Below are 22,273 nucleotides of genomic sequence, written 5' to 3'. Positions count from 1 at the left end.
CATTTTCTAGTGCTAGTTTTGCACCATTCTCAGGAGTTGCCTTGATCCCATTCGCTTCAAATTCTGCAGGAGTCACGACTTTTTTCACATGATTAGCATCCTCTAACGTGACTTCAAGCCCAGTTAAATCAAGGTTTTCTCCCTCCGTATAACTCAACTTATTAGGCGGTGTTGTTACCTTCATAGATGTTGGGTTCAATTTCGCTACCGTTAGATTTGAAGTCACAGCATCTGCCAAACCTTCTTTAGTTAAAGTAACAGGCTTTCCACCATTTTCTAGTGCTAGTTTTGCACCATTCTCAGGAGTTGCCTTGATCCCATTCGCTTCAAATTCTGCAGGAGTCACGTCTTTCGTCGCCTCCTTAGCATCCTTTAACGTTACAACAAGCCCAGATAAATCTAGCTTTTCACCCTCCGTATAAGTTCGTCTTGTAGGCTGGTGTTTGACTGTCATAGACGTTACATGAGTTGGGTCAAACTTCTTTTTTACCATTAATACGCCTGCTGGTGCCGACCAGCTTGGAATCAGCGTTCCACCCCTATAAATTGTTAATTTAACAGGTTTCCCATTGTGGTCTGCTGCTGTTAAAAATGTTCCATCTGCAGGATCTGCATTGATTCCATATCTTTCAAATTGCGCAAATGGCACCTCTTTTCTTAAGCCTTGATAATCTGTTAACGTTACAACAAGCCCCGTTAAATCTAGCCTCTCTCCCTCCGTATAACTCAACTTAGGCTGGTGTGTGATTGTCCTAGACGTTACACGAGTTGGGTCAAACACTCTCTGCTTCACCTGTAACGCATCTGTAGTTGCAGTCAAGTTTCCTCTCTTTAAGGTAACAGTCTTTTCATTATGGCCTAGCTTTAATACTGCTCCATTCTCAGGATCTGCATTGATATTATTAGCCGTAAAGTCAGTAGGTTTCACTTCCTTTGTTTTGCCCTGATCATCAGTTAACGTGACAACAAGCCCAGATAAATCTAGTGGGTCATCCTCCGTGTAACTCAACTTTGAAGGCTGTGTTGTTACCGTCATACTTTTTACATCATTCGGGTCAAATTTAGTAGTAAATGTATTCGTAGTATTATTCCATTCTGCCTTATATTTCTTTTTAGAAGTATCAAGGTCATGGTCTTTTCCTGTCAGATACAGATAAAATGCGGTATCTCTGTCAGGGTAGTTGCCTGCTCTTGTGAATGTTTTTGCATTTGCTGTGCCACTGTCCACAGTTACCTCATTCACACTGTCCTGATTTTTCAGTTTAAAAAGATAGACGTTATTACCCTTGCCATCGGTCGGCGTTGTACTGATACTGCTTGCCTTGACGCTTCCACCAGTGATTGTAATGTTTCTTCCTGAACCAGCATCACCACTGCCAATGCCTGCTCCTGCCCACCCGCCTGTTGCGGTTACGGTTCCACCAGTGATTTTGATGTTTTTCCCTGAACCCCCTCCACCACTACCAATGCCAGCACTAAAAGTTCCGCCTGTTGCAGTTACGGTTCCACCAGTGATTTTGATGTTTTCACTTGAACCACCATAACCACCGCCAATGCCTGCTCCTGACCACCCGCCTGTTGCGGTTAGAGAACCATCCCCCTCGATTTCTAACGTTGAATTATTATCAGAATTGTTCCATGTTAACCCAGCCCGATGGTCACCTGACTTCAACGAATTTGTTCCTTCTAGTATTATCGTTAAATGAACATTAGATTGATCATTATTTTTTGCAAGAAAAGCCTGTTGTTCATCCTGATTAGATACATCAATGTTTACATTTTTTAGGATAATCTTAGCCTTGATATTACTTCCTGTCACACTAATCGTATTTGACGTTGGTTGACCTGTTCCTTCAATCGTATAAGTACCGCTTTGTGTTATATTTACACTACTATCATTGATATTAAAAGTAGTGCCCGCGTCATTTGCATAGCTAGCTATTGGATTTAAAGACAGGCAACCTATACTCACTGCTAGAGCAAGGAATAATCCCATTATTCCTTTCATTCTAATTTTCATTTCAACTCCATTTATTATTCTTACATTTCTTCACATGTTTAAATTACTTATATTAATGTTTTGAAAAATCGCATAAAAATAGGCAGAAACACATACCTACCCACCAGGTATGCATTCCTGCCTATTAAAAAATTCTATGTGAAAAGAGACAGAATTATGCTGTCTGTCTGTCTGTCTGTCTGTCTGTCTGTCTGTCTGTCGAGGATTTTGTCAGTCTTTTCACGGCTTGTCAACCTTTTATGCATAACTTTTTAACGCACTGATTATACAAGATAAATTCCATGTTGACTAGCCTTTATTTATTCTATATTCGTTGTTTACCAGTCTATTTAAATCACATCAATCTTTTCTGCATGCGTTTTCTCAAGCAACCTCAAACCATGCAAGCTATCACCAATAAACACCAGGGGACAATTCGTCCCCACGTAGGCAGCTAACTGCTCGTCGCAAAGCCGCAACTCGAGAATCGCAAATTACAAAAATCGCCATATCCAGCTCATACGAGCAGCAATATGGCGATTATTATTATTGCAACTATCTATACAACTAGTTGTGAATTAGTCACTAGGATTGATTGCCGAAATTAGGCTCGTCAAACTCGGAGCTGTTTGAAGAATAATCATCGCTACCAGCAACGCTACCTTCAAGGTCTGGGCCAGAAGCTGCGCGAGCAACCTCTTGCATACCCTTATTATCGGATAAAACCATGCGAACATAGCCAACAACAAATCCAACAACAGCAGGGCAAACCCAAGCCATTCCAAATTCCGAGAACGGCAACCAGTTTTGAGCAACAATCAACATATCGTTTATATGCAATGCGTTGCGCAAAGCGTTTGGCAAACTATTCAAAAAGTCAAATACAGCTGCAACACCAGTAAAACCAAGCGTCCAAGCGTACACGACTTTGGAATTTCCAAAAAGTCGACCGCACAAAGCCAAAAGAATCAGCACGATTGACAGCGGATACAAGAACATCAATACTGGAACCGCGTATTCGATGATTGCACTCAAACCAAAGTTTGCAAGACCAAACGAAACAAGCGTAATCAATACAGACCAAACTCTGTAGCTAGGACCCTTAGGGAATAGCTTAGAGAAAGTTTCCGAGCAGCTTACGATTAAGCCAACCGCAGTCTTTAAGCATGCAAGAGTTACAGTTGCAGCAAGTACAAATAGGCCAACGTTTCCAAGGTGATAACGTGCAACTTGCGCCAAAGTTACGCCACCATTTTCCGCAGGTGGGAATAGCGCGCGGCTACGCACACCAACAACAACAATTGCAACGTAAATCACTGCCATAAGCAAGCAGCTAAAGAATCCAGAGCGAGCAGTATTTACTGCCACATCTTTAGGGTCTTTTACTCCAAACTGACGAATGGTGCTAACAACCACAATTCCAAATGCCAAACTAGCTAAAGCATCCATTGTGTTGTAGCCATCTAAGAATCCTGTAAAGAATGACTTATTAACATAATTTCCCATAGGAGCAGCATCCGAAGAAGCGCCGCTTATAGGAGAAAATAGTGCAGTAAATACCAAAACCGCTAGGAACACAAGGAAGATTGGCGTAAGAACTTTACCAACCCATGTAAGTATGCCGCTTGGTTTCATAGCAAAGAAGAACGCGAGCGCAAAGAACACTACAGAGAACAAGAACAAGTACAGTTGACCGTTCCCGTCTTGCGGAATAATTCGCTCCAATCCAACAGTGTATGAAGTTGTTGCACAGCGCGGAATTGCAAAGAACGGGCCGATTGTTAAATACAGCACACAAGTGAAGAACATGCCGTACTTTTTGCTAGCTTTGCTTGAAAGCTCAAAAAGACCATTTGCGCGGCTCATTGCAAGAGCCGTAACACCAAGTAATGGCAAACCAACGCCAGTAACAATAAAGCCGATTGTTGCAGGAGCAGAATTGTTTCCTGCGTTAGCACCAAGAAATACTGGGAAAATAAGGTTTCCAGCGCCAAAGAACATGCCAAACAACATGACCGCCACGTATGCGGACTCAATAATTGTCAAGTTCCTTTTTTTCGGGGCACTGTCTGTGCTGACACTTTGTGTTGTGACGCTCATGCTACACCTCCTATATGGTGAAAAATTGTTTAAGCATATTATTTAACGCATTTAATAACAAAACTGAAACCGAAAAATAATATTAGGGGGTATATTAATAAATCGCATGTACTTAATCGGAAAAATTTATAATCCGCGCGTGTCTCCTAATTAAAAATAAAAGGACGCTAGCATAAAAACTAACGTCCTAAATAAAGCGTAAATACGCTAAATCACATCTTATCTGGAGCAGAAACACCAAGCAAATCAAGACCAGAGGCGATTACGGTGCGCACAGCAGCATTAAGCTTAAGTCGAGCTGCAGCGCGTGCTGGCTCTGGGCACTTTGCAATGCGAACCGCTTCGCGCTCCGCTTCTGGCAAGCGATTTTCTGGGTCGCTCAACTCCATTGGCACTACGCGCTCAAGGTTGTACCACTTGTGGTAGCTTGCAGCCAAATCCTCAAGATAATGCGCAACTCTGTGCGGAGCGCGCAAATCGCCAGCCTGTGCAAGAGCTGCAGGCCATTGAGCCAAAGTAGCCAACACTTCGCCGTCTGCCTCAGTATTAAGCAAGCTTAAATCAGCTCCGTCTGCACTAATTCCAGCGTCTTCCGCGTTACGAGCCACATTGCAGCTGCGTGCGTGAGCGTATTGCACGTAATACACAGGATTATCGTTGCTGTGAGAAGCAAGCAAATCCAAATCAATGTCAACGCTTGTGTTGTAGTCGGTGCGAGCAAGCGAGTAGCGCGAAGCATCAACGCCAATTGCATCAACTAAATCGTCAATAGTAATAACGTTTCCAGCGCGCTTGCTCATGCGAACTGGCTTGCCATCTTTCATAACGTTTACAAGCTGACCAATAAGAATCTGCATGTTTTCGCCTGGCTTGTCTCCAAAAGCCGCGCACATTGCCATCATTCGGCCAATATAGCCGTGATGATCCGCGCCAAGCATGTAGATTGCCACGTCTGCAGGATTCTGTTTGCGATGACGCTTATTGCGATAGTACGCAATATCTGCAGCAAAATAGGCGTAGTTTCCGTCAGACTTAATAATTACGCGATCCTTGTCGTCGCCATGCTTAGTGGATTCAAACCAAGTTGCGCCATCTTTTTCAAAAATATCTCCACGCTCACGCAAGTCCGCAATAGCGCGCTCAACTTCGCCATCCTCGTACAAGCTGTTTTCGTGGAACCACACATCAAAGCTAACGCGAAAATCGCGCATTGACTTACGAATTTCTGCAAACATCATTGGAACTGCGCGCTTGCGGAATTCTTCGCGCTGCTCGGAATCGCCTTCGCCAAGCGGCAAACCTTCCTCGTCTTTTCCAAGATCGATTCGCGGCAAAGAAAGAACGTCAACGCCATCCGCATTTGCTTCTTTTATAACAGCGTCCGCGATTTCGTTAATGTACGCGCCCTTGTAGCCATCTGCAGGCGTTTCTTCGCCGTGAGCAGCCGCTACAAGCGACTTTGCAAAACGATTGATTTGCTCACCGTGATCGTTAAAGTAGTATTCGCGCACAACTTTTGCGCCGTTCGCTTCCAAGACTCGAGCCATAGAATCGCCAACCGCAGCCCAGCGAGTGCCACCAATATGGATTGGGCCAGTTGGATTTGCGGAAACAAACTCAAGATTTAAAGTTTTGCCACTCAAATGCGTATTTTTGCCAAAATCCGCGCCCTGCTTTAAAACCTCGTCTACGACTGCCGCTGCAGAAGCTGAATCAAGCGTTATGTTAATAAAGCCAGGGCCTGCCACTTCTACGCCCGCAATACCTTGCGCTTCTTGCAAACGTTCTGCAAAAAGTTCGGCTAAATCGTGAGGCTTCATACCTGCTTTTTTAGCAAGCTGCATAGCAACATTCGTGGCCCAATCGCCGTGCGCGCGATCTTTTGGCCTCATAACTGCAAGTTTTTCGGCAGCAGGAATCAAATCTTCTGTTAGACTGCCGGCTTTACCGCTTGCCACTAAATCTTTAGCGATTTTTTCAATTAATTCACTTAAACTTTCTGGATTCATGGTTTACAGTCTAGCGTTACCGCGCGATGCTTCGCGATTATAACGTATTGGATTGCGTTATTCTGCATATAAGGTAATATATGTTTTACATGTTTTACAATGGAGATTAGAAATGGCTGCAACAATTACAGGATTAAGAGTACCGTCTAACGTTTTAGATCGTTATGATCAGCTCGCTAAAACCACTCACCGCACTCGTTCATTTTACATGAATCAAGCGCTAGAAGCTCAAATCGATGAACTTGAACATGAATATGGACTAATGGCAGATATTGAAGCATACAAACGTGGAGAATTAGAAACCTCTCCACTCGACGACGTGGTGAAGCGCCTTGACTTGGAAGATTAATTTATCTAAAAGGGCTGAAAAACAGCTAGGGAAAATTGACAAAACAATCGCTAAGCAAATCGTTAAGGAACTTCGCGAAATTAGCAATCTCGACAATCCTCGAGTCAGAGGCAAAGCGCTAACTGGCAACTATTCGGGGTTTTGGAGATATAGAGTAAGGGATTATAGAATAATTTGTGCAATTGAAAATAATGTACTGACCGTTTTTGTTGTAGATATTGATCATCGCAGCAGAATTTATAGCAAGTGACGATGCTTCGCGATTAAATACACAAAAAGCGCTGGAGTCGAAGATTGACTTCCAGCGCATTTTGTTTTGCGATTAATTATTTTCGATTACTTGCAAACTACTTCTTTTTTGCAGGAGCTTCGCCGAGTTCGCTTTGAGCAACAGAAACGTTTACGTTAGTTGCATCAGATTCCGCAGATTCAGATTCAGAAGAATCGCCATCATCTGCAGCCTTAACAGCGTTAAGCTTCACTTCTCCAGTAACGCGACCCGCTTCCGCAACGTCATCCAAAGTCTCCTCAACAGCCTTATAAGCATTTTCTGCTACGTTCAAAGTCACTTGCAAAATAGGAGTCTTCATAGAAACCTTTGCTTCAGACTTAATCTTTCGCAAAGTAGCCAAAGCCTCACCCGCGTAAGCCAAAGTGTCTGCAGAAACGCCGTTTGCAGCAGCCTCATACGCCTTAGCGCATGGCCAGCTAGCGCGATGCACGGAACCTTCGCCTTCATGCATCCAGCTCCACACTTCTTCCGTAGCGTAAGGCAAGTAAGGAGCAAGCAAGCGAGCCAAAGCGTCGAGCGCAAGACCAAGAGTTGTGCGAGCAGACTTTACAGCAGCTTCGCTTGGAGTGCGTCCAGTGGATTCTGCAGTACCGTAAGCACGATTCTTTGCAAGCTCAATGTAATCGTCGCAGAACTCCCAGAAGAATGTTTCGATTGCTTCCAAAGCCTTGGAATGCTCGTAAGATTCAAGCGCATCAGTTGCGGTACGAATAACGGATGCGAGCTTTGCCATAACAGAGCGATCCAAAACTTCCGTAACGTCTGCAAAATCCCAATCCGCACTAGCAGACTCAAGAACCTGATGTTCCTCATCTTCACGGCCGATTGCGAGCGCAAACTTCGTTGCATTCAAAAGCTTAATCGCAAGGCGGCGGCCAATCTTCATTTGGCCTTCGTCGTAAGTGGCATCCAAGCCAAGTTTTGCAGAAGTTGCCCAGTAACGAACAGCATCCGCACCAAATTCTTCAATTGGCTTGTTTGGCACAACCACGTTGCCCTTAGATTTAGACATCTTCTTGTGGTCTGGGTCCAAGATCCATCCAGAAAGCGCAGCATGCTTCCAAGGTAAGCAGCCGTTTTCAAGATGCGCGCGGTCAACCGTACTAAACAGCCAAGTACGAATAATATCCTGGCCTTGTGGGCGCAAATCCATTGGGAAAGTGGCCTTAAACAAAGCTTGATTTTCTTCGCCTGGCTCTTCCCAACGAGTCACAATTTGTGGAGTTAAGGAAGATGTAGCCCAAGTGTCCATAATGTCTTGCTCAGCAGTAAAACCATTTGGCTGGTCTCGCTGCGATTCATCAAATCCTTCTGGAACGTCAATAGTTGGGTCGATTGGCAAACGGTCTTCGCTAGGCGTCAAAGGATGCTCATAATCCACTTCACCATTTTCGTTTACTGGGTACCAAAGTGGGAATGGAACACCAAAGAAGCGCTGGCGAGAAATAAGCCAATCACCATTCAAGCCATGAACCCAATTCTCGTAGCGCACGCGCATAAAGTCTGGATGGAAGTTAAGTTCCTTACCGCGCTCAATAAGCTCAGCGTTCAGCTTTTCGTCCGTACCGCCGTTCTTTAAATACCACTGGCGAGAAGTGACGATTTCCAAAGGCTTATCGCCCTTTTCGTAGAAGTTCGTCATACGCTTTGTTGGCTTTGGATCGCCTTCCATATCTCCAGCAGCTTGCAAAGCTTCAACAACTTCCTTGCGAGCAGAGAACGTGGTTTTGCCAGCAATTTTCTCAAACATTTCACGGCCAGACTCGTCCGTAATCCAATCAGGAGTAGTCATAACAATGCGGCCGTTACGCTGAATAATTGGTCGAGTTGGCAAACTCAAGTCGCGCCACCACTCAACGTCGGTTACGTCACCAAAAGTGCAGCACATTGCAATGCCAGCACCCTTGTCCATTTGCGCGGCAGGATGAGCCAAAATTGGCACCTTCACCTTAAACAGCGGCGAGTAAACTTCCTTGCCAAAATACTTTTTGTAACGCTCATCGTCTGGGTGCGCAATCAAAGATGTGCAAGCTGCAAGCAATTCTGGTCGCGTAGTTTCAATGTAGATTGGCGTGCCATCTTCAAAACGGAACGCAATCTTATGATAAAAACCAGGGTATTCGCGCGCTTCAAGCTCTGCCTGAGCAACAGCAGTCTGGAAAGTAACATCCCACAAGCCTGGAGCATCCTTTTGATAGGCTTCTCCACGAGCAAGATTACGAAGGAATGCTTTTTGCGCAACTCGGCGAGGCTGCTCACCAATCGTGTGGTAGGTCTGCGACCAATCAACAGAAAGACCAAGCCTGCGCCACAAAGCTTCAAACAACTTTTCATCTTGGGAAGTTAAGCGCTCGCAAAGCTCGATAAAGTTCTGGCGGCTTACAGGAACCTGATCTTTTGCTTCAATCTTCTTGCCTTCTGTGCCTTCAAATGGCGGCTTAAAATCAGGGTCATACTTAAGCGAAGTATCTACGCGCACACCGTAATAGTTTTGCACGCGGCGCTCTGTTGGCAAGCCGTTATCGTCCCAACCCATTGGGTAGAACACGTCAAAGCCTTTCATGCGCTTATATCGTGCAATCACATCTGTATGCGTATAAGAAAATACGTGGCCAACGTGTAAATGGCCACTAACTGTTGGAGGTGGTGTATCGATTGAATACACGGCCTTGCGGTCGCAAGAATTGTGGAACGCGTAAGTCTTAGCTTCGTCCCAATTGCTACGCCATTTGTCTTCAAGACCATCAACACCAACCTTATTAGGCAATGGTGTTAAATGTGCGTGTTTTACTGTATTATCCTGTTCACTCATGAACTGAATATTAGAAACTTAGCGAGACATCGCAGTATAACATGGCACTATGCCAACCCACTAATACAGCACAAGCCAGCACTACTTAACAGTCACGTCGTGCAAAGGAAGCAGCTGGTCGGTCATGTTTGTAGGGTATCCGCTCACATTATTCTTAGCAACAACAACGCTATTTCTTGCGTACAGCCACCCAGAAACGGCGTAATCGCACAATTCCTTAGCATACTTTTTAATGTTTGCTTCGTACTCTTGCGGGCTTGTAGACTTCATTGCGTCTGCAAAATACTTTTGCGACTCATGGTCTTGGAACAAATAGTTGGACTTAGTGTCCGCATACATTCCAGAGTCAAGAGTGTGATTAGTCCAAGTAAGAGCTAAATCGTAGTTACCTTCGCGAATTCGCTGATCGATTACGCTCTGGTCTAATTCTTCTAGCTTTACTGGGAATCCACCTGCATAGCTTAGGTTTTTTGCCATTTGATCGCAAACGCTAGCCATTCCAGTTGGAACAAGCATTGTGATTCCGCGCAAATATCCTGCAGCAAAGTAGTGGTACATACCATAGGCTTTTTTAACGTCATGCGGATACGTGTTACTAAAATCTTCATACCCAGGAGACATAGGGTCGATTGGCCCGCCAACAAGCTGGCCTCCAAAAGGATCGGAAGCAAGAATAACATTTGGCTCAATTACATGCCTTGCAGCTCTACGAATTTGCTGATCGCAGAACATAGATGACATTCCCGTGTTAAAAGCAAACATTCTTAATCTTGTGCTTTTGCCTTCAACAAGCTTAGTGTTTGGCATTGCAGCCATGCGCTTGTTTTCATTTCCGTCTAGTGGAATTGCCATTTGCACGCTGCCATCTTTAACAGCATTTGCCAAAGATGTGTCGTCGTTAAAATACTTAAGAGTTATGCTTTCGCAACCAGAAGGCCCTGCCCAATATTTGTTGTTTCGAACAAGAACAAGATCACCGCCTTTGTTGTAACCCTTTGCGGTAAATGGGCCAGTTCCAATAGCGTCGGAAGCATAGTTAACAAAAATGTTTGTGTTGTAAACAATTCCAGCTCTGCCAGCTAATCTCCTTGGCAAAAGTGGGTCTGGAGTTTTTAGTGCAATATTTAAAACGCTCGAGCCAGAATTAGATACGCTTGTAATATTTGTTAGCTTTTCGTAGCCAGGATATCCTTTTGTAATGCCCTGCTGAAGCGATTTAAGAACAGAGCTTGAATCCATTGGGTCGCCATTAGCAAATTTGATTCCGCCACGCAGCCTAAACTTGTAGTTTAATCCGTCGGCAGAAACGCTCCACGATTGCGCAAGTCCTGGATGCAACGCATTGTTTTCGTCTCGTTTTACAAGTGTTTCGTAAACGTTCTCTAAAAGCGCCTGCTGCAGGGAATCACTATCATCTGTTCTAATGTCTAATGATGCTGGAGCTGTGCGTAAGCCGATTGTTAAAGTTGAATTTGATGCTGGGAAAATGTTTGTTGGCATTAAAGACCTTAAAGATCTTCCATCTACAAATCGCCATCCAGCCCAAATTGCAGCAGATAGAATGCCGATTAAAACAATAAACACAACCCAGGGTTTAGCCCCTCTTCTATGCCCATGCGCATATTTTGCACTGCGCACATGCGAAGCAGATGAGTATCTTCCAAATTCAGACATGCTTAAAAGTTTATATCATAGCTTGAATTTGCTTACCGAATTTATGCACAAAATAGTCTAAAAATATTCTAAGAATATTCTAAAAGAGTTTATTTAGAGGCCATTAATCCTTGCGTAAAGCCACTCTACAATCGCACCGAGGCACACAAAAACCTAAGTGGGCAATCAGCACAACGAGGATTCCTAGCCGTACAAAACATTCTTCCGTGCAAAATAAGGCGATGAGAAAGATTCGTCCATTCTTCTGGCGCAAAACAAGCCGTGACTTCTCGCTCGATTTTCGCCGCATCTTTAGCCTTAGCGCTAGAATCACTCACCCAGCCAAGCCTTGCTGTAACTCGCATAACATGCGTATCTACGGGAAATCCTGGAATCTTAAAAGCGTTTCCTAAAACAACGTTCGCAGTTTTTCTACCAACGCCAGGAAGCTTTGTAAGATCGGCCATATTGTTTGGAACAACGCCATTAAAATCTTTAACAAGTTTTTGAGAAAGCTCAATAATATGCTGCGATTTTACTCTATAAAATCCAAGCGAATGAATTATTTCTTGCACATTGTATATTTGCGCTTTGGCTAAATCGCCAGGTGTTGGATAAGCCTTAAAAAGCTCGCTGGTCACTACGTTTACGCGTTTATCGGTTGTTTGCGCGCTAAGAACAGTGGCGATTAAAAGCTCAAACGGATTAGTAAAATTTAGTGCACACTTTGGATTTGGGATTTCTTGGCACAAAATCCTATATTCTTCGTGCATTTTATTTATTTTGTTTGTTTTGTTTGTTTTATCTATCTTAGCCAATATAAGCCTAGTCTAAATCGTTGGAGATGCTTGGAGCCTCGGCACGCGAATCGCCAGCCTCCGCGTGATTACTGTTTTCTGCGTAATCGTCATTTTCCACTTCGTCAACTTGAGCCTCTAGTGGATCAAAACGATATCCAACGTTTCTAACCGTTCCAATAACATGCTCGTATTCAACGCCCAACTTTGCGCGAAGCCTACGAATATGAACGTCAACCGTGCGAGTTCCGCCGTAGTAATCGTAGCCCCAAACTTCTTGAAGCAAATGCGCACGCGTAAAAACGCGACGAGGATGCTGAACAAAATACTTTAGTAGTTCAAACTCCTTATACGCTAAATCGATAGGCTTTCCATGCAAGCTAACCGTGTAACTTTGCGTATCTACAACCAAGTCTCCAGAACACATTTGACCGTTGCTGTTAACCTCAACGCTTGTGGAATCGGCAACAGTAGAGCTAGAAGAAGAATCGGTAGAAACAGATTTTTTGGCGGCCAATCGCAGTCTACCTTCTACTTCGGCAGGAGAAGCAGTTGTTAACATAACATCGCTAACACCCCAAGATGGGTTTACAACAGTAAAGCCACCCTCTGTAAGGATTAAAATAATAGACATTGTTAAATTAGACGCGCGCACAAGAGAACATAGGGATTTTGCTAAAGATAAGTCTTCTCTAGCATCAATAAGAAGAATGGTGTTTTCTGGCATTTTAAGCATGCTAGATGGTTCCATTGCAAGCACGCGTACGCGATGAGAAAGCAGCGTTAGCGATGGCAAAACTTTTGCAGGCGCAGGGCAAGAGGTCATCAATGTAATATCCGTCATACTGACACCTCCGTAGCGCATAGAATTGAATGAAAATTCAAAATCAAGCTGTTAAAAGAAAATTGTAATCCATGCTTAAGAAGAATCAAAAAAGCACAAGTGTACGCTTGCATATAAAATGGGGTAAATCACAGTGTAAACGCGATAGGAGCGCAAAATGAGCATCAACAATATTCAGCGCAACGCAATGCATAATCACATTACTATTGTTGTAACTCAATTTATTGCCCTGGCTCTTTTAGTGGCAGCAGCCGCGCTTCCATTTGCAACAGCAAAAGCCGTTTTAACTGTTTGTGTTCTTATTCTTCTTGCTTTAATAACTTTTTGGCCTTTGCAAGGCTCCACAGCAGACAAAGCGATTCCTTTTCTTGCAGGCCTGGCATCTATGTGGTGTGCAACTCTGGCTTTAAAAGGATGGCTTCCAAGCAGCGTAATCGACGGAGAATCAGAAGTTAGCATTCATAAGTTTGTTGCAGCAATTAGGCCATACGAACGATGGGCAGTAAACTTTGCGCTAATTCTTGTTGCGGCAACATTTATTAGTTTTGCAAGACAGATGTTTAGAGAAAATCGATCCAATCTTGTGCGAAACCTATCTCATTGCCTTACTGCAAGCATTGCATGCGCCGCATTGCCTGGTTGGCTTTTCTTGCCTTCGATTATTCGCTTCACTTTTTCTGTACGCATATTAGAGCTCGGCGTATTGGTGGGCGTGATTGGTCTATTTGCCGTGATTATACTTGCAGGTCTTTCACACCTTTGGGTTAAAGATGCAAAATACAACTCTGGAATGATTTTCCCGCAGATTGGAACAGCTTTGATTCCAATTATGATGGGCGGAATGGTTGTTTACGGAGCTGGATTAGCAATGCTGCTTGTAGCGTAAACGCGATTTTAAGAATTACATATTAAAAGATATTAAAAGAATTACATATTAAAAAAGTGTCTAACACATAAAATGCGTTAGACACTAATAAAATAAATGCGTTGTTAAAACGATTGGAAGCTTGCGATTAACCGCAAAAACTACTTTTCGCTTTCTTCCAAACGCTTGCGAGCTGCAACGATTTCCTTTTCTGCCTGCTCAGCGCCAGCCCAGAAATCACCAGGAAGAACTTCCTTGCCTGGCTCCAAAGCCTTGTACTGCTCAAAGAAGTGCTTGATTTCTGCCTTGTGATATTCGCTAACATTGTCAATATCTTTAATGTCATCAAAGCGAACGTCTGCTGGCACGCACAAAACCTTGTCATCTCCACCAGCTTCATCAACCATGTGATACAAGCCAACAGCGCGGCATTCAACAACACAGCCTGGGAACACAGAATTTGGAATCATAACAAGAGCGTCGAGTGGATCGCCGTCTTCGCCCAAAGTGCCATCAATGTAGCCATAATCATCTGGGTAACCCATTGCGGTAAACAAGGTACGATCCAAAAATACGCGACCAGTCTCGTGATCTACTTCGTACTTGTTCTTAGAGCCGCGTGGAATCTCTACCACAACGTTAAATGTTTCTGCCATTTTTACTCCTTAACGTAAAACTTAATGCTTAAATGCATTCTTAAACCTAATGCTAAACGCATTTAAACACTTGTTTATCAATCTAACGTTTATACATCTAACTTAGACTGTTCAGTCTAACTTTAGCGCGCAGCAAAGAGCATATAAAACGCCATATAAAACTACACATAAAATTCAACATAAAATGTCATCGTAAAAAGCAGCAAGCAACCATGCAAAAAACACAAAAGAAAAAATATTAATAAAAATAGTAAAACATTTGAAAAATATTTTGATTTACATTAAAAAAATCGTGCAAATCACACAAAAATACGCGAAAAATCAAGGGAAATCTAAGACACGCTATAAGCATATTGAGTGTCTTAATACGTAGATAATATGACTACGTTTTGGAGCGATACTAATGGAAAAAATCGAACATAAACACTTGTAAAACTGAACACAAAACTAAACACAAAACTGAACACAAAAACAACAAACACGTATTAAGTTGTAGGCAAGATGGCAGAATTGAACAACGCGGCAAACGCTGCAACCAAACGCAACGCTGCAATAGACGGCATGCGCGCGATTGCTATTATTGGGATTGTAGCGTTCCACTTGCGCCCAATCGTATTCAACGGTGGATTTTTGGGCGTAACAATGTTTCTTGTTATGGCGGGATACTTTAGCACTGTATCTTTGCTAAAAATGTTCATCGAGAATAACAATAAAAATTCACATTTAGATGGTAACCAAGAAAGTCAGAAGAAAAAATCAAAACTTATTATCTACTTTAAGTACCTGCTTAAACGCATAAAACGAATATGGCCTTCTACGCTAGGCATTATTGCACTAAGCGCCCCACTTATGTGGTTGCTTTCGCCAAGTCTTTTAACAAAACTGCAATCAGACGCACTAACTGGATCCACATTTAGCAGCAACATGGCGTATATTCTGCGAAAAGTTTCGTACTTTGAACAGTCGGGGCTGCCTTCCCCTATTAAGCATTTGTGGTATTTGGGCCTTATTATGCAAATATTTGTTTGCTGGCCGATTATTCTAGGCGTAATTCTTAAAATCTTTAAATCTAAGTTTGCGCGAATATTTGCTACAGCAATACTTGCAATTGCGTCCACTATTGCAAATATTACAATCACAATTCTTTGCGGAGAAGGGCAAACCATTGCTCGCGTGTATTACGCTTTAGACACACGCGCTGGAGAATTTATAATCGGCGCTCTTCTAGCAATGTATTGCACGTGGTTTAGCGGAAAATCCGTTATAAAAATTATTGCAGACGCATGGCAATACATTGTTGGAAGCAAAAGCAAAAAAACGCAGATTGAGAACCAAGATAACAAAGCACAAGAGGGCAAAATCCAAGGCAGACAGCCGATTTTAGAGTCTGCTATAGGGTTAATCGCGTTAGCGTTTATTTTATTCTGCTTCACTAAACAAGACGGGTCAAAAACGTGGATTGTTTACGGCGGTTACGCGATTTTTGCTGTAGTTTGCGCAATCTTAATGCACGCTTGCATGCAAAAAAACAACATTTGCGCGCGTATACTTGGCATAGCTCCTCTAAGTTATTTAGGAACAAGGGCTTTTGCGATTTATCTTGTTCATTTTCCAATACTCGAAGTATTAAATCCAGCAACAAGAACTACTCACATAACGCTATTTGAGCAGATTTTGCAATGCGTGGTAGTTGTTGCTGTAGCCGAAGTATTTTACAGAATTTTTGAGATGCCATTTGCCAGCAAGCATATGACTTTTAGCATTAGCGCAAAGAAAGACAGTGCTCAAAAAGAGGCACAAGACGCATTGCAAGAAGCAAAGAACATTGATCTTTCGTTTGACACTTTAAACGTTAAAAGCAAAAACATTAAGCTACCATTTGTTCTACGAAGGCTTGCGACTACTGTGTGCGCAGCGGCCTGCATAGCGCTAATCGCAGCTCCACTAAATTGGAGCAGCATTGCGCAAGAAAGGTCAATACAATTAAGGCCAGAATTAACAAGTCAAGAACAAGACGTTAAAACTCATGCTAAAAATGGAAAGCAAAATAAAGAGATAACACAACCAAAGTCAAAACCGAGCCAAAAGCCAAACCAAAAAGAAAGCCAAAAGCCAAAAAGAAAGCCAAAAAGAAAAATAGGCGGAAGGCGTCAAAACATAACAAAACAAACGCTTCCTACAAAGCCAAGCGCTCATAGGGTTCTAAACCCAATCGCAGAAAAAGTGCCAGCAAATATAAACACAAAAGCTTGGAAAATCAACTCAAAACAAGACGTTTGCACGGCAGACATAACAATGGTTGGAGACTCCGTAACCGAAGGCGCAAAGCCGTACCTTTTAAAGGCTTTGCCAAACGCTTGGATTGACGGAAAAGTTAGTAGGCAGATTTTCCACGGAGCCGAAGACTACCAAAAAGATATAGCCGAAAAACACCCTGGAAGCGTTGTAATCTACGAACTTGGAACCAACGGGCCGCCTAGAGACGAGTCAGTTTTACAAAACATGGTAAATATTACTGGCGGAAAACCAGTGTATTTTGTAACAACTCGCGTGCCTCAACCTTGGCAAGACGAAACAAACGCAAAATTGCGTGCATTTGCAGCAAAGCGCAAAAACGTTGGAATAATCGACTGGAACGGCCTAAGCGCAGGCCATAGCGAGTTTCTAACAGACGACGGAATACACCTAACGCCTATTGGCGGCCCGCAATACGCACGAATGATACGACTAGCCGTGTGCGGCGGATAACTTGCCAGGCAAGCGCAAACCGCCCAAATCACGCCAAAATATTACGATGGTACATATGAGTGAGTTAATAACCCCATTTTCCCAAAGCAATAAGGGCGATTCGATTGCAGGATGGAAGAATCCACTGCGAGACCCACGCGACTTGCGACTAGCCAAAATCGCAGGCCCGTGCAGCCTTGTTATATTTGGAATCACGGGCGATTTAGCGCGAAAAAAGCTAATGCCAGCTGTATACGATTTAGCAAATCGCGGACTTTTGCCGCCTGGATTTGGTCTTACTGGCTTCGCTAGACGAGACTGGACCGATGAGCATTTTGTAAACTTTGTGCGAGAAAATATTCAGCAGCATTGCCGTACGCCATTTTGCGAATCCACATGGATTAATCTTGCAAAAGGCATACGTTTTGTTCGCGGAACATTCGACGATGCAAGCGCGTTTGAGCGCTTAAGCAAAACAGTAAGCGAGCTAGACCGAGATCGTGGAACTCGCGGAAATCATGCGTTCTACATGTCTGTTCCACCATCCAGCTTCCCTGTTGTAGCGCAACAATTGGCCGCATCTGGGCTTTCGCACTCATCCGAAAACGCATGGAGACGAGTAATAATCGAAAAACCGTTTGGCCACGATTTAGCTAGCGCGCAAGAACTGGATCGCGTAGTTTCCGAGGTTTTTGACCCAAATTCCGTGTTCCGCATAGACCACTATTTAGGCAAAGAAACTGTGCAAAATCTGCTCGCCTTGCGCTTTGCAAACGCAATGTATGAGCCAATCTGGAATGCTAATTATGTTGACCACGTGCAAATCACCATGGCAGAAGATATTGGCATAGGCGGCAGAGCTGGATATTACGATGGCATTGGCGCTGCGCGAGATGTTATTCAAAACCACTTGTTGCAGCTAATGGCACTTACCGCTATGGAAGAGCCTGTAAGCTTTAGTGCTAGCGATTTAACAGCGGAAAAAACTAAGGTCTTGTCTGCTATACGCTTGCCTAAAGATTTAGCTGCAAACACTGCCAGAGGCCAGTATGCAGAAGGCTGGCAAGGGTCATACAAAGCCGTTGGATATTTGCAAGAGCAAGGAATTAGCCCAGATAGCAATACAGAAACGTATGCTGCTGTGCGATTAGACGTAGACACTCGCCGCTGGGCTGGAGTGCCATTCTATTTGCGAACAGGCAAACGCTTAGGTAAGCGAGTTACAGAGATTGCCGTGATTTTTAAGCGCGCTCCACACTTGCCTTTTGAGACTACTGCTGTGCGCGAACTTGGAAACAATGCAATTGTGATTCGCGTTCAGCCAGACGAGGGCGTAACAATGCGATTTGGCGCAAAAGTGCCAGGCGGAACGTCTATGGAAGTTCGCGATGTTTCCATGGACTTTAGCTACGGAAGGTCTTTTACAGAAAACTCTCCAGAAGCTTACGAACGCCTTATTTTAGACGTTTTGCTTGGCGAACCTCCGCTTTTCCCAACAACGCAAGAGGTTGATTTAAGCTGGAAAATTTTGGATCCGATTGAAGATTTTTGGGCTTCTCTTAACACGCGTCCGCAACCGTATCGCGCTGGAACGTGGGGACCAGCGGAAGCTGACGCCATGCTTGCTCGCGATAATCGCCATTGGAGGTTGCCATGATTATTAATCTTCCTAACACAAACACGTCTAAAATATCCGCAAAAATCGACGAGCTTCACGAAGAACGAGGAGAATCCGCCACTGGCCGCGTGCTCACTCTTCTTATTGATACCACTCTTAAAGAGCTTGAAAACGCGCTGAATGCAGCAAACGCGGCTAGTCGCGAGCATCCTTGCAGAGTTATAGCGATTGTTCGCGATTGGCAAAGCGCTAGTGCAAATTTGCATAATCAAAATCAAGACAATCAAGCAAATCAAGCAAATCAAGAAGAAGAAACACCAAACTTAGACGCTCAAGTGCGATTTGGAGCAGATGCGGGCGCAGGCGAAATCATTATTCTCTATCCGCATAACGACCTTGTTCGCCACCCAGATACGCTTGTTATTCCGCTTCTTGTGCCAGATGCTCCGATTGTTGCATGGTGGCCTACAAACGCGCCCGAAAATCCTGCTAAAGACTTGCTTGGAGCTATGGCAAGCAGCAGAATCACAGACGCTCAGCGAGCCAGCAACACTCTTGAAACCGTACAAAATCTGCGCAAAAATTGGTCTTCTAAAGACGTTGATCTTTCTTGGACTCGCATTACGTCTTGGCGTGCAATGCTCGCCTCTATGCTCGACCAGCCGCCGCACTTACCAATTCTTAGCGTTAAAGTTAGCGGAGCCAAGCACTACGTTCCACTACATTTGCTTGCACAATGGCTAAAAATCTCGCTTAATGTTCCTGTGGAAATTGTTGAAGATTCTAAAGCGCATGCAATTACGGAGGTAAGTCTTAAGCGGCAAGACGGCGAGCTTTCTTTAACTCGTCCTTCTGGCAGCAGCCAAGCAATAATAAGTCTTCCAGGGCAAGCAGCTCAGCCTATTTCTATGCCGATTCGTTCTTTACAAGACTGTTTAAGTGAAGAATTGCGCCGAATTGACCCAGACGAGATTTACGCGCAGCTTATTAACGAAAATTGTTGCGCAATGCAGAATAACAAATGTGACTAAACGCAATAACACAATCAAGAATAACGAAGATTGCAAAATAAGAGGTTCATATGACTAAAGATTTTAGATTTGCGCATAACGCAACAGTGTACGGCTACGACAATCAAGATATTCTAGCTGCTGTTGCTGCACAAAAACTTGTGACTTTGATTATGCAATGGCAAAACAATGTTGAAAATCTTAATAAGCCATTCCATCTTTTGCTAACAGGTGGAACAGATTCTATTCGCATGTTTCAAATGTTAGCTAGCAACCCGTTACTTCCAGCAATCGACTGGTCTAATGTGCATATTTGGTGGGCAGATGAGCGTTTTGTAGCTTATAACAGCAGCGATCGCAATGCGCGCAAAGCTCGCGAGCTACTTCTTAACATGCTTAGCGATAACAAAGTTTTGCAGGAGTCTCATATTCACGAAATGCCTGCAGACGAGCGCAGTGCGCAAGAAGTGGCGAATGCTAGCGATGCTGAAAATAATGCGATTTTAGACGCAGCAGCACGCGATTACGAAGAAGAGATTATAGGACTGCTTGGGCCAGAGCCGGTGTTTGATTTGGCAATTCTTGGCATGGGCCCAGACGCGCATATGGCCTCGCTTTTCCCAGGATTACCGCAAATTCATAATCGAGATCGCATAGTCTTAGGCGTAAATAACTCCCCTAAGCAGCCGCCAATGCGATTAACGCTTAGCGCACCCGTGCTGGCTCATAGCCGCCGAACTTGGTTCTTAACGGCTGGCGAGCAAAAAGGAAAAGCTTTAATGGACGCACTTTCGGCAGACAATAATCCAGACTATCCTGCGTCTTTTGCCAATGGCACCGACGAAATTGCATGGCTAACTACCACCGAAACCTTGCAAGCTGCAATTCAGTAATCTGCATAATATTCAATCAACTAAAAATTAAATCAACATAGTCGAGTGGCGCATTTGCGAAAATCTGCTTGACAAAACATGGCGCATTTGCGAAAAACAGCCCCTAAAAACATGGCGCATTTGCGAAAATCTGCTTGACAAAACATGGCGCATTTGCGAAAATCTTTATAAAACCGTTGAAATTACAGGGAAAACTGCATTCGGTAACACTTGAACAAATCAAACACAAATTTACAATCTAAGAAAGAGCGCAAAACCACATGTTTGATAGAAAAATATATAAAGAAATGCTGAAATGGAAGCATGAATATGCACCAAATTATGCGCTTTTTCTTAAGGGAGCAAGACGAGTCGGTAAAACAACGTTAGCTGAAAAACTTGGCAAAGAAGAGTATAAGTCTTATATTCTTATTCGTTTCGATCAAGCCGAAGAAGATATTAAGCAACTTTTTATAAACAGTCTAAGAGATTTAGATACTCTATTTAACACAATACAGTTAGCTTACAATACCAGACTTTATAATAGTGAATCTCTTATAATACTTGATGAAATACAATTATTCCCACAAGCACGGCAAGCAATAAAAACTCTACTTGAAGATGGTCGTTACGATTACATTGAAACAGGATCGCTTGCTTCTATTACAAAGAAAAGCAAGGATATTCTCATACCTTCAGAAGAGTACACATTAGAAGTACTGCCACTTGATTATGAAGAATACTTATCAGCGAACGATAACAACCTGATTTTCCCTACTATTAAAGGTCACTTTGAATCACTCAAACCTATGGGCAGTATGCACCAGAGCATAATGAAGTCTTTCAGAGAATACATGCTGGTTGGTGGAATGCCACAAGCTGTTCAAGCATACGTTGATACAAAAGATTTTGCGAAGGTTGATTTTGCTAAACAGCAAATAATCAATCTTTATAAGCAAGATATGCAAGATCAGGAAGAAGAGAACCCTACTTACGTAACTAATTTTTTCGATAGAGTTCCTGCAGAGCTTTCCAAACACGACAAGCGTTACGTGCTATCCCACGTAGATTCCAACGCGCGTATTAAAGAATATAGGGATCCAATACGTTGGCTAGAAGAAGCAATGATAATAAATATTGCAAACAGCGTTGAAGACCCAAGTGTAGCTTTGAATCTATCTACTATCAACCCTTCCTTCAAATGCTACATGATGGATACAGGACTGTTAACTTCATTAGCATACAAAGATAGACCTTACTTAGAAAATGAACTTTATAAGGCAATTCTGCTAGACAAACTACATGTTAATGAAGGAATGATAATAGAAAATATTGTCTCACAGTGTCTAAAAGCAAATGGACACAACGCGTATTTTTACAAAAAAACAAGTATCGATACCAAAAAGACAGTAATGGAAATAGATTTTCTCTTGCGCAAAAGCAACAAGATTATTCCAGTAGAAGTGAAATCTGGTAGTAGTAAAAGTGTGAAGTCAATAACAAACTTTATGGAAGCTTTTAGTAAAACCAGCAGCGAAGGAATCGTGCTTCACCATGGAGAAATTAAGCGCGAAGGTAAACTGCTTTACTTACCGTACTACATGGCTTCTGTATTGTAAAAACAAAGCGTCGCATGCAGAACTTACACATGCGACGCTTACGAAATAATT

Annotated in this window: 15 protein-coding genes and 1 pseudogene; 8 read left to right on the top strand and 8 right to left on the bottom strand. The window is 43.2% G+C overall.

The window, feature by feature from the left end:
- From ACZ0NX_RS05450 to argS, 3 genes and pseudogenes are all read right to left on the bottom strand, one after another.
- A pseudogene (locus ACZ0NX_RS05450) lies at window positions 1–2,020 on the bottom strand (hypothetical protein); the annotation flags it as partial.
- Between the two features lie 564 nt (window positions 2,021–2,584).
- Window positions 2,585–4,099: a branched-chain amino acid transport system II carrier protein gene (brnQ, locus tag ACZ0NX_RS05445; protein ID WP_464405975.1), complete on the bottom strand. Its 1,515-nt coding sequence runs from the start codon at window positions 4,097–4,099 to the stop codon at window positions 2,585–2,587.
- 212 nt (window positions 4,100–4,311) lie between these two features.
- Complete coding sequence (gene argS / locus ACZ0NX_RS05440) at window positions 4,312–6,108, bottom strand: arginine--tRNA ligase (protein ID WP_464405973.1); 1,797 nt, start codon at window positions 6,106–6,108, stop codon at window positions 4,312–4,314.
- Between the two features lie 112 nt (window positions 6,109–6,220).
- Between argS and relB the strand changes: the two genes are divergently transcribed.
- A complete protein-coding gene (gene relB, locus ACZ0NX_RS05435; RefSeq protein ID WP_115794039.1) occupies window positions 6,221–6,457 on the top strand; it encodes a type II toxin-antitoxin system RelB family antitoxin in 237 nt (78 codons plus the stop codon).
- The gene (locus ACZ0NX_RS05430) at window positions 6,441–6,707 is read left to right on the top strand and encodes a type II toxin-antitoxin system RelE family toxin (RefSeq protein ID WP_415688889.1); all 267 of its coding nucleotides are present in this window, start codon (window positions 6,441–6,443) and stop codon (window positions 6,705–6,707) included. Before relB ends, ACZ0NX_RS05430 begins: the two co-directional genes overlap by 17 nt.
- A gap of 97 nt (window positions 6,708–6,804) precedes the next feature.
- Here ACZ0NX_RS05430 and valS read toward each other — a convergent pair whose 3' ends face one another.
- The 4 genes from valS to ACZ0NX_RS05410 form a co-directional block, all read right to left on the bottom strand.
- Window positions 6,805–9,561, bottom strand: a complete 2,757-nt coding sequence (gene valS, locus ACZ0NX_RS05425; protein WP_464405971.1) for a valine--tRNA ligase — start codon at window positions 9,559–9,561, stop codon at window positions 6,805–6,807.
- Window positions 9,562–9,642: 81 nt separating this feature from the next.
- A complete protein-coding gene (locus tag ACZ0NX_RS05420) occupies window positions 9,643–11,235 on the bottom strand; it encodes an ABC transporter substrate-binding protein (protein ID WP_464405969.1) in 1,593 nt (530 codons plus the stop codon).
- A gap of 125 nt (window positions 11,236–11,360) precedes the next feature.
- The gene (nth, locus tag ACZ0NX_RS05415) at window positions 11,361–11,987 is read right to left on the bottom strand and encodes an endonuclease III (RefSeq protein WP_081090977.1); all 627 of its coding nucleotides are present in this window, start codon (window positions 11,985–11,987) and stop codon (window positions 11,361–11,363) included.
- 52 nt (window positions 11,988–12,039) lie between these two features.
- On the bottom strand, window positions 12,040–12,855 hold the full coding sequence (locus ACZ0NX_RS05410; RefSeq protein ID WP_060787109.1) for a winged helix-turn-helix domain-containing protein: 816 nt from the start codon (window positions 12,853–12,855) through the stop codon (window positions 12,040–12,042).
- Between the two features lie 157 nt (window positions 12,856–13,012).
- On the opposite strand from ACZ0NX_RS05410, the gene ACZ0NX_RS05405 reads away from it, so the two are divergent.
- Window positions 13,013–13,741, top strand: coding sequence for a beta-carotene 15,15'-monooxygenase (locus ACZ0NX_RS05405; RefSeq protein WP_464405967.1), 729 nt, complete (start codon window positions 13,013–13,015; stop codon window positions 13,739–13,741).
- A gap of 140 nt (window positions 13,742–13,881) precedes the next feature.
- Here ACZ0NX_RS05405 and ACZ0NX_RS05400 read toward each other — a convergent pair whose 3' ends face one another.
- Window positions 13,882–14,376: an inorganic diphosphatase gene (locus tag ACZ0NX_RS05400; RefSeq protein ID WP_464405966.1), complete on the bottom strand. Its 495-nt coding sequence runs from the start codon at window positions 14,374–14,376 to the stop codon at window positions 13,882–13,884.
- Window positions 14,377–14,877: 501 nt separating this feature from the next.
- On the opposite strand from ACZ0NX_RS05400, the gene ACZ0NX_RS05395 reads away from it, so the two are divergent.
- From ACZ0NX_RS05395 to ACZ0NX_RS05375, 5 genes are all read left to right on the top strand, one after another.
- Window positions 14,878–17,124: an acyltransferase family protein gene (locus tag ACZ0NX_RS05395; protein ID WP_464405964.1), complete on the top strand. Its 2,247-nt coding sequence runs from the start codon at window positions 14,878–14,880 to the stop codon at window positions 17,122–17,124.
- A gap of 55 nt (window positions 17,125–17,179) precedes the next feature.
- Complete coding sequence (gene zwf, locus ACZ0NX_RS05390; protein WP_464405962.1) at window positions 17,180–18,760, top strand: glucose-6-phosphate dehydrogenase; 1,581 nt, start codon at window positions 17,180–17,182, stop codon at window positions 18,758–18,760.
- Window positions 18,757–19,752 (top strand): glucose-6-phosphate dehydrogenase assembly protein OpcA, encoded by a 996-nt coding sequence (locus ACZ0NX_RS05385; RefSeq protein ID WP_464405960.1) that lies wholly within the window; start codon window positions 18,757–18,759, stop codon window positions 19,750–19,752. The genes zwf and ACZ0NX_RS05385 overlap by 4 nt, the downstream gene beginning before the upstream one ends.
- A 50-nt stretch (window positions 19,753–19,802) precedes the next feature.
- Complete coding sequence (pgl, locus tag ACZ0NX_RS05380) at window positions 19,803–20,624, top strand: 6-phosphogluconolactonase (RefSeq protein ID WP_464405958.1); 822 nt, start codon at window positions 19,803–19,805, stop codon at window positions 20,622–20,624.
- 260 nt (window positions 20,625–20,884) lie between these two features.
- Window positions 20,885–22,222, top strand: a complete 1,338-nt coding sequence (locus ACZ0NX_RS05375; protein ID WP_415695514.1) for an ATP-binding protein — start codon at window positions 20,885–20,887, stop codon at window positions 22,220–22,222.
- Window positions 22,223–22,273: the final 51 nt, after the last annotated feature.

This window comes from Gardnerella rara, assembly GCF_055452355.1.
The sequence above is the reverse complement of the archived record's forward strand: the minus strand, read 5'-3'. Positions and strand labels throughout refer to the sequence as shown.